Origin of the sequence: Dokdonella sp., from assembly GCF_035511235.1 — a bacterium.
In the GTDB taxonomy this organism is placed as follows: domain Bacteria; phylum Pseudomonadota; class Gammaproteobacteria; order Xanthomonadales; family Rhodanobacteraceae; genus Dokdonella.
In genome coordinates this window covers 248,707-254,794 of record NZ_DATKFQ010000025.1, presented here as the reverse complement: position 1 = coordinate 254,794, position 6,088 = coordinate 248,707, and the positions used below count along the sequence as shown (strand labels likewise).

General features: G+C 68.2%; 5 protein-coding genes and 1 pseudogene. 5 read left to right on the top strand and 1 reads right to left on the bottom strand.

Features of this window, described 5'->3' with window-relative positions; all coding sequences use genetic code 11:
• From VMR06_RS11920 to VMR06_RS11900, 5 genes and pseudogenes are all read left to right on the top strand, one after another.
• Nucleotides 1-243, top strand: a pseudogene (locus tag VMR06_RS11920) (pyrroloquinoline quinone biosynthesis protein B); the annotation flags it as partial.
• Nucleotides 240-965, top strand: coding sequence for a pyrroloquinoline-quinone synthase PqqC (pqqC, locus tag VMR06_RS11915; RefSeq protein ID WP_325376568.1), 726 nt, complete (start codon nt 240-242; stop codon nt 963-965). The pseudogene VMR06_RS11920 and the gene pqqC, both read left to right, overlap by 4 nt.
• Nucleotides 962-1,234, top strand: coding sequence for a pyrroloquinoline quinone biosynthesis peptide chaperone PqqD (pqqD, locus tag VMR06_RS11910; RefSeq protein ID WP_325376567.1), 273 nt, complete (start codon nt 962-964; stop codon nt 1,232-1,234). Before pqqC ends, pqqD begins: the two co-directional genes overlap by 4 nt.
• Entirely contained in the window at nt 1,231-2,346 is a 1,116-nt protein-coding gene (gene pqqE, locus VMR06_RS11905) for a pyrroloquinoline quinone biosynthesis protein PqqE (RefSeq protein ID WP_325376565.1), read from the top strand. Before pqqD ends, pqqE begins: the two co-directional genes overlap by 4 nt.
• Nucleotides 2,347-2,528: 182 nt before the next feature.
• Nucleotides 2,529-4,523: a S9 family peptidase gene (locus VMR06_RS11900; RefSeq protein ID WP_325376563.1), complete on the top strand. Its 1,995-nt coding sequence runs from the start codon at nt 2,529-2,531 to the stop codon at nt 4,521-4,523.
• Nucleotides 4,524-4,599: 76 nt separating this feature from the next.
• Here the strand turns inward: VMR06_RS11900 and lpdA are convergent, their stop codons facing one another.
• Complete coding sequence (gene lpdA, locus VMR06_RS11895; protein ID WP_325376561.1) at nt 4,600-6,024, bottom strand: dihydrolipoyl dehydrogenase; 1,425 nt, start codon at nt 6,022-6,024, stop codon at nt 4,600-4,602.
• Nucleotides 6,025-6,088 lie beyond the last annotated feature (64 nt).

The following is a 6,088-nucleotide window of genomic DNA, read 5'->3' as shown; positions in this document are numbered from 1 at the left end:
CACGACGAGGAAATGATCGCGCTCGGCCTCTCGCGCAAGCGCGCACGCGACATCGGCCATCTGCCGCAGTCGGGTCCGGACGGCATGATCGCCTGGCTCGACCGCCTGCCGGCGGCGACCCGGCGCGTGCTGATCCACGTCAACAACACCAATCCGATCCTCGACGAGGACAGTGCCGAACGCGCCGAGCTCGCGCGTCACGGCATCGAGGTTGCCGAGGACGGCCAGGAGCTGCAATGGTGAGCACCGCCGCCGTCGCCGTAGCGCCGCCACCGGCGCCATGGTCGAGAACCGAGTTCGAGGAGCGGCTGCGCGCGGAAGGCGCGGCGTATCACATCCACCATCCGTTCAACCGGATGCTCAACGGCGGCCGCGCCAGCGTCGAGCAGATCCGCGGCTGGGTCGCCAACCGCTACGCGTATCAGGCGACGATTCCGCTCAAGGACGCCGCGATCGTGTCGAACTGTCCGGACCGTGCGGTGCGCCGCGCCTGGATCCGCCGCATCCTCGATCACGACGGCCACGGCCACGAGGCCGGCGGCATCGAAGCCTGGCTGCGTCTGGCCGAGGCGGTCGGCCTGCGCCGCGAGGAAGTGGAGGACCAGCGCCACGTGGTGCCGGGCGTGCGCTTCGCGGTCGACGCCTACGTCGACTTCGCGCGGCGGCGGCCGTGGCAGGAGGCGGTCTGCGCGTCGCTGACCGAGTTGTTCGCACCGGCGATCCATCGCCAGCGCCTGGCCCACTGGCCAGAGCACTACCGATGGATCGACCCGGACGGGCTGCAGTACTTCCGCAACCGGATCGGCCAGGCCGGGCGCGACGTCGAGGAGGGCCTCGCGATCACGCTCGACCATTTCCGCAGCGCCGAGCAGCAGCACCGCGCATTGGCCGTGCTGCGCTTCAAGCTCGACGTGCTGTGGGCGATGAACGACGCGATGGCGACACGCTACGGGGTGGCCGAATGAGCGGCGCGTCCGGACCGATGCCGCGCATCGTGCGGCACTACCGCCTGCAGTGGGAGCCGGTGCAGGATTGTCACGTGCTGCTGTATCCGGAGGGCATGGTGCAGCTCAATCGCAGCGCGGCCGAGATCCTCCGGCGCTGCGACGGCACGCGCAGCGTGGCGGCGATCGTCGCCGAGCTCGAGGCGGCGTTCGCGACCAGCGGCCTCGCAGCCGACGTCGCGCAGTTCCTCGAGCATGCGCGTGCGCAGCGCTGGATCGAGTCCGCATGAATGCGCCGGGACCGCCGCTGTGGCTGCTCGCGGAGCTGACCTACCGCTGCCCGCTGCACTGCGCGTTCTGCTACAACCCGCTCGGCTTCGCCGACGGTGCCGAGCTGCCGACCGAGGACTGGCTGCGCGTGCTGCGCGAGGCGCGCGCGCTCGGCGCGGTGCAGTGCGGCTTCTCCGGCGGCGAGCCGATGCTGCGCGACGATCTGGAGACGCTCGTAGCCGAGGCGCATCGCCTCGGCTACTACACCAATCTGCTGACCTCCGGCATCGGCCTGGACGAGCGTCGCATGGCCGCGCTGCGCGAGAGCGGCCTGGACCACATCCAGCTCTCGTTCCAGGACTCCACGCGCGAGGTCAACGACTTCCTGTCCTCGACGCGCACCTTCGACCTCAAGCGCACCGTCGCCGCGTCGATCAAGCGGCACGGCTATCCGATGGTGCTCAACGTCGTCGTGCACCGGCTCAACATCGATCACGTCGACCGCATCATCGCGATGGCGGCCGAACTCGGTGCCGAGTATCTGGAACTGGCCAATGCCCAGTATTACGCCTGGGCGCATCTCAACCGCGACCACCTGCTGCCGTCGCGCGCGCAGCTGGAGCGTGCCGAGGCGGTGGTCGCGGACTGGCGGCGGCGCGCGGATGCGCCGCGGATCTATCACGTCGTGCCCGACTACTACGAGTCGCGTCCGAAGCGCTGCATGAACGGCTGGGGCGCGGTATTCCTGACCGTGACGCCGGACGGCACCGCACTGCCGTGTCATACCGCGCGCATGCTGCCGGGACTGGCGTTTCCGAACGTGCGCGACACCGGTCTGCGCGAGATCTGGTACGACTCGGAGGGCTTCAACCGCTATCGCGGCGACGACTGGATGCGCGAGCCGTGCCGCAGCTGCCCCGAGAAGACCCAGGATCTCGGCGGCTGCCGCTGCCAGGCCTATCTGCTGGCCGGCGATCCGGCTGCGGCCGATCCGGTCTGCACGCGCTCGCCCGATCGCGCGCAGGTCGACGCGGCGATCGCGCGCGCCCAGATCACCGACGATGGCCGGCCGCCCGCGCAACCGCTGCTGTTCCGCACGCCGAAGGCCTCGCGCGCGCTGGCCGGCCGGTAGGCGCGTCGTCCCGCCGGCCGCGGGCGACGCCGGCGTGCCATCGCCGCGGTGGGCGCGCCGTGCATTGTCAGCAACGGTGTCGCGATCCGGCGGCGGGATTGTCTTGGGGCGGCGCTCCGGGTGTAATGACGGCCAGCGCGGGAGAGCGCCTCTCGCGCCCATGCCAGGGGGAATCGTTCTCGATGCGTCTTCACGCCGCGCTATGCGCCTTGTTCCTGTCGGCCGGCTTCGCCGCCGCCGATACCGCTCCGCCGCCCATTCCGATCGCCGACTTCGTCAAGCGTGCGGAGGTGCAGGACATTCAGCTGTCGCCGACCGGTCAGCATCTGGCGATGACGGTGCCGGTCGAGGACGGCACCACGATGCTGATCGTGATCGACCGCGAGTCGATGAAGCCGACCGGCTCGATCCGGGCCGGCGGCAGCAACATGATCGGCGGCTTCTGGTGGGCCAACGATACGCGCGTGATCGCGACGGTCGCGCAGAAGTTCGGCGGACGCGACAAGCCGGTGCCGACCGGCGAGCTGTTCGCGGTCGACGCCGACGGCAAGAACCCCAAGCAGATCTTCGGCTATCGCAGCGTCGGCGAGGAGGTCGGCTCGCGGATCCGCAAGGGCGGTGACCAGCGCTATGCGAGCGCCTATGTGCTCAATCACACGCCCGACAAGGACAAGCGCATCCTGGTCGAGGTGCACGAGTGGAAGGAGGGCGAACCGGCCGTTCCGACGCTCGAGCAGCTCGACATCTACACCGGCACCTCGAAGATCGTCGGTAAGGGACCTGCGCCGGGCGCCTCGCTGATCCTCGACGGTGACAATGAGCTGCGTGCGGCGTACGCCATGGGCAAGCAGAACAATCTGGTGTTCTACGTCCGGGCCGGAAAGGGCACCGACTGGACCGTATTCAACGACTCAGTCGTTTCCGGTGTCGTGATCCAGCCGCTGCGCTTCGCGCGCGACAACCGCCACCTGTACGCCGAGGTGTCCGAGCCGGGCCAGCCGTTCGGCCTGTACAAGATCAACCTCGACACACGCGAGAAGACCCTGGTCTATCGCGGTAAGGCCGATCCTGGCTTGCTGCTCCCAACGGCCGATGGTAAGGATGCCTATGCGGTGGCGACGCTGGAGGGCAAGACCGGTATCGAGGTCTTCGATGCGCAGATCCCGGAGGGTAAGATGACCCGTGCCCTGGCGAGCAGCTTTCCGGGGCAGACCGCGCGGTTCACGAGCTTCACGCGCGACGGTCGCTACCGCGTGGTCGAGGTCGACAGCGACGTCAATCCGGGCGATTTCTATTTCTTCGATCTCGAGAACAAGAAGGCCGACTATCTGGTCAGCCGCCGCCGCTGGATCGAGCCCGATGCGATGGCCGAGGTCCGGCCGATTGCGTTGAAGGCGCGCGACGGCGTCGAGCTCAATGGATATCTGACGCTGCCCAAGGGTGGCAGCGGCAAGAATCTGCCGCTGATCGTCAATCCGCACGGCGGACCGCACACCGTGCGTGACATATGGGAATTCAGTCCGGAAGTGCAGCTGCTGGCCAGCCGCGGCTATGCGGTGCTGCAGGTCAACTTCCGCGGATCGGGCGGCTATGGTCACGATTTCACGACCAGCGGCTATCGGCAGTGGGGCGTCAAGATGCAGGACGATGTCACCGACGCGACGAAATGGGCGATCGCCGAAGGTTATGCCGACCCGAAGCGCATCTGCCTGTATGGCGCCAGCTACGGTGGCTATGCGGCGCTGATGGGTGCGATCCGCGAGCCGGACCTGTATCGCTGCACGATCGGCTACGTCGGCGTCTACGACCTGCCGATGATGCTCGACCGCGGCGATCTGACCGATAACCTGTACGACCTCAATACTGTGCGCCTGACCGTTGGCGAGAACCGTGACGAGATGCGGCAGCGCTCGCCGGTCGCCAACGTTGACAAGCTCAAGGCCGCGGTCATGATCGTGCACGGCGGCCGCGATCGGCGTGTGCCGATCGCACAGGCGCAGGCCTTGCGCAAGGCGCTCGACGCGCGCGGCTACAGCTACGAGTGGCTGGTCAAGGACAACGAAGGCCACGGCTTCTACCTGGCCGAGAACCAGGAGGAGCTCTACACCAAGCTGCTCGCGTTCCTCGACCGCAACATCGGTCCGCAGGCCGCTTCGAGCGCGCCGGCCGCGCCGTAGAAACGAAGACGGGCGCGGCTCGCGCCGCGCCCGTCGGTGCATCCGCGGCCGCCGGCAGCGCCGGCGGCCCGATCGATCAGTTGGCCTTGTGGATCGCGCGCTTGTCGACCGCGAGCGCGGCCTCGTGGACCGCTTCGGACAGCGTCGGATGGGCATGGATGATCCGCGCCATGTCCTCGGCGCTGCCCTTGAACTCCATCGCGACGACGCATTCGGCGACCAGCTCGGAGACGTTGGCGCCGACCAGGTGCACGCCGAGGATGCGGTCGGTCTCGGCATGCGCGATCATCTTGACGAAGCCGGCCGGCTCGTTCATCGCGACCGCGCGGCCGATCGCCGCGAACGGGAAGCTGCCGGTCTTGTACGGCACGCCTTCTTCCTTGAGCTGCTTTTCGGTCTTGCCGACCCAGGCCACTTCCGGCTCGGTGTAGATGACCCACGGCACGGTGTCGAGATCGACGTGGCCGGCCTTGCCGGCGATCAGCTCGGCGACCATGATGCCTTCCTCGAAACCCTTGTGCGCGAGCATCGGGCCGCGCACGCAGTCGCCGACCGCCCAGACGCCTTCCGCACCGGTCCAGCAGTGCTCGTCGACGACGACGCGGCCACGCTCGTCGAGCTTGACGCCGGTGTTCTCGCCGATCACGCCGTCGGTGTACGCGCGACGGCCGACCGCGACCAGCAGCTTGTCGACGACCAGCTGCTTCTCGCCGTCCTTGCCGGCATAGGTCAGATGGACCTCCTTGCCCTTGATTTCGGCCTTCGACAGCTTGGCGCCGAGCTCGATCTTGAGGCCCTGCTTGGTCAGTTCCTTCAGCGCGACCTTGGCGACCTCGGCGTCGGCGGCAGCCAGGAAGTCCGGCATCGCCTCGAGCACCGTGACCTCGCTGCCGAGGCGGCTCCAGACGCTGCCGAGCTCCAGGCCGATCACGCCGGCGCCGATCACGCCGAGCCGCTTGGGCGTCGCCTTGAAATCGAGCGCGCCGGCATTGTCGACGATGTGTTCGCCGTCGAACTTCGCGAACGGCAGCTCGATCGGTGCCGAGCCGGTCGCGATCACGACATTGGTGCCGGTCAGCGTCTGCGTGTTGCCGTCGGCCGCGGTGATCTGGACCTGGCGGTTCTCGAGCAGGCGGCCCTTGCCGGCGAACGGCTTGATCTTGTTCGCCTTGAACAGCATCGCGACGCCGCCGGTGAACTGTTTGACGATCTTGTCCTTGCGGCCGACCATCTTGGTCACGTCGATCGCCGCGTCCTTGGCGGTGATGCCGTGGACCTCGAAGGCGTGGGTCAGGTTGTGGAACTGCTTGGACGAGTCGAGCAGGGCCTTGGACGGGATGCAGCCGACGTTGAGGCAGGTGCCGCCGAGCGCGGGCTTGCCGTCCTTGCCGATGAAGTCGTCGATGCAGGCGACCGACAGGCCGAGCTGGGCCGCGCGGATCGCGGCGTGGTAGCCGGCCGGGCCGGCACCGATGACGATGACGTCGAATTGTTCGCTCATGGCATTTCCTCTGGAGGCCGGTCCGCTCAGGGACCGGCGAGCGGCGTGATGGCGCGGGGGCGAG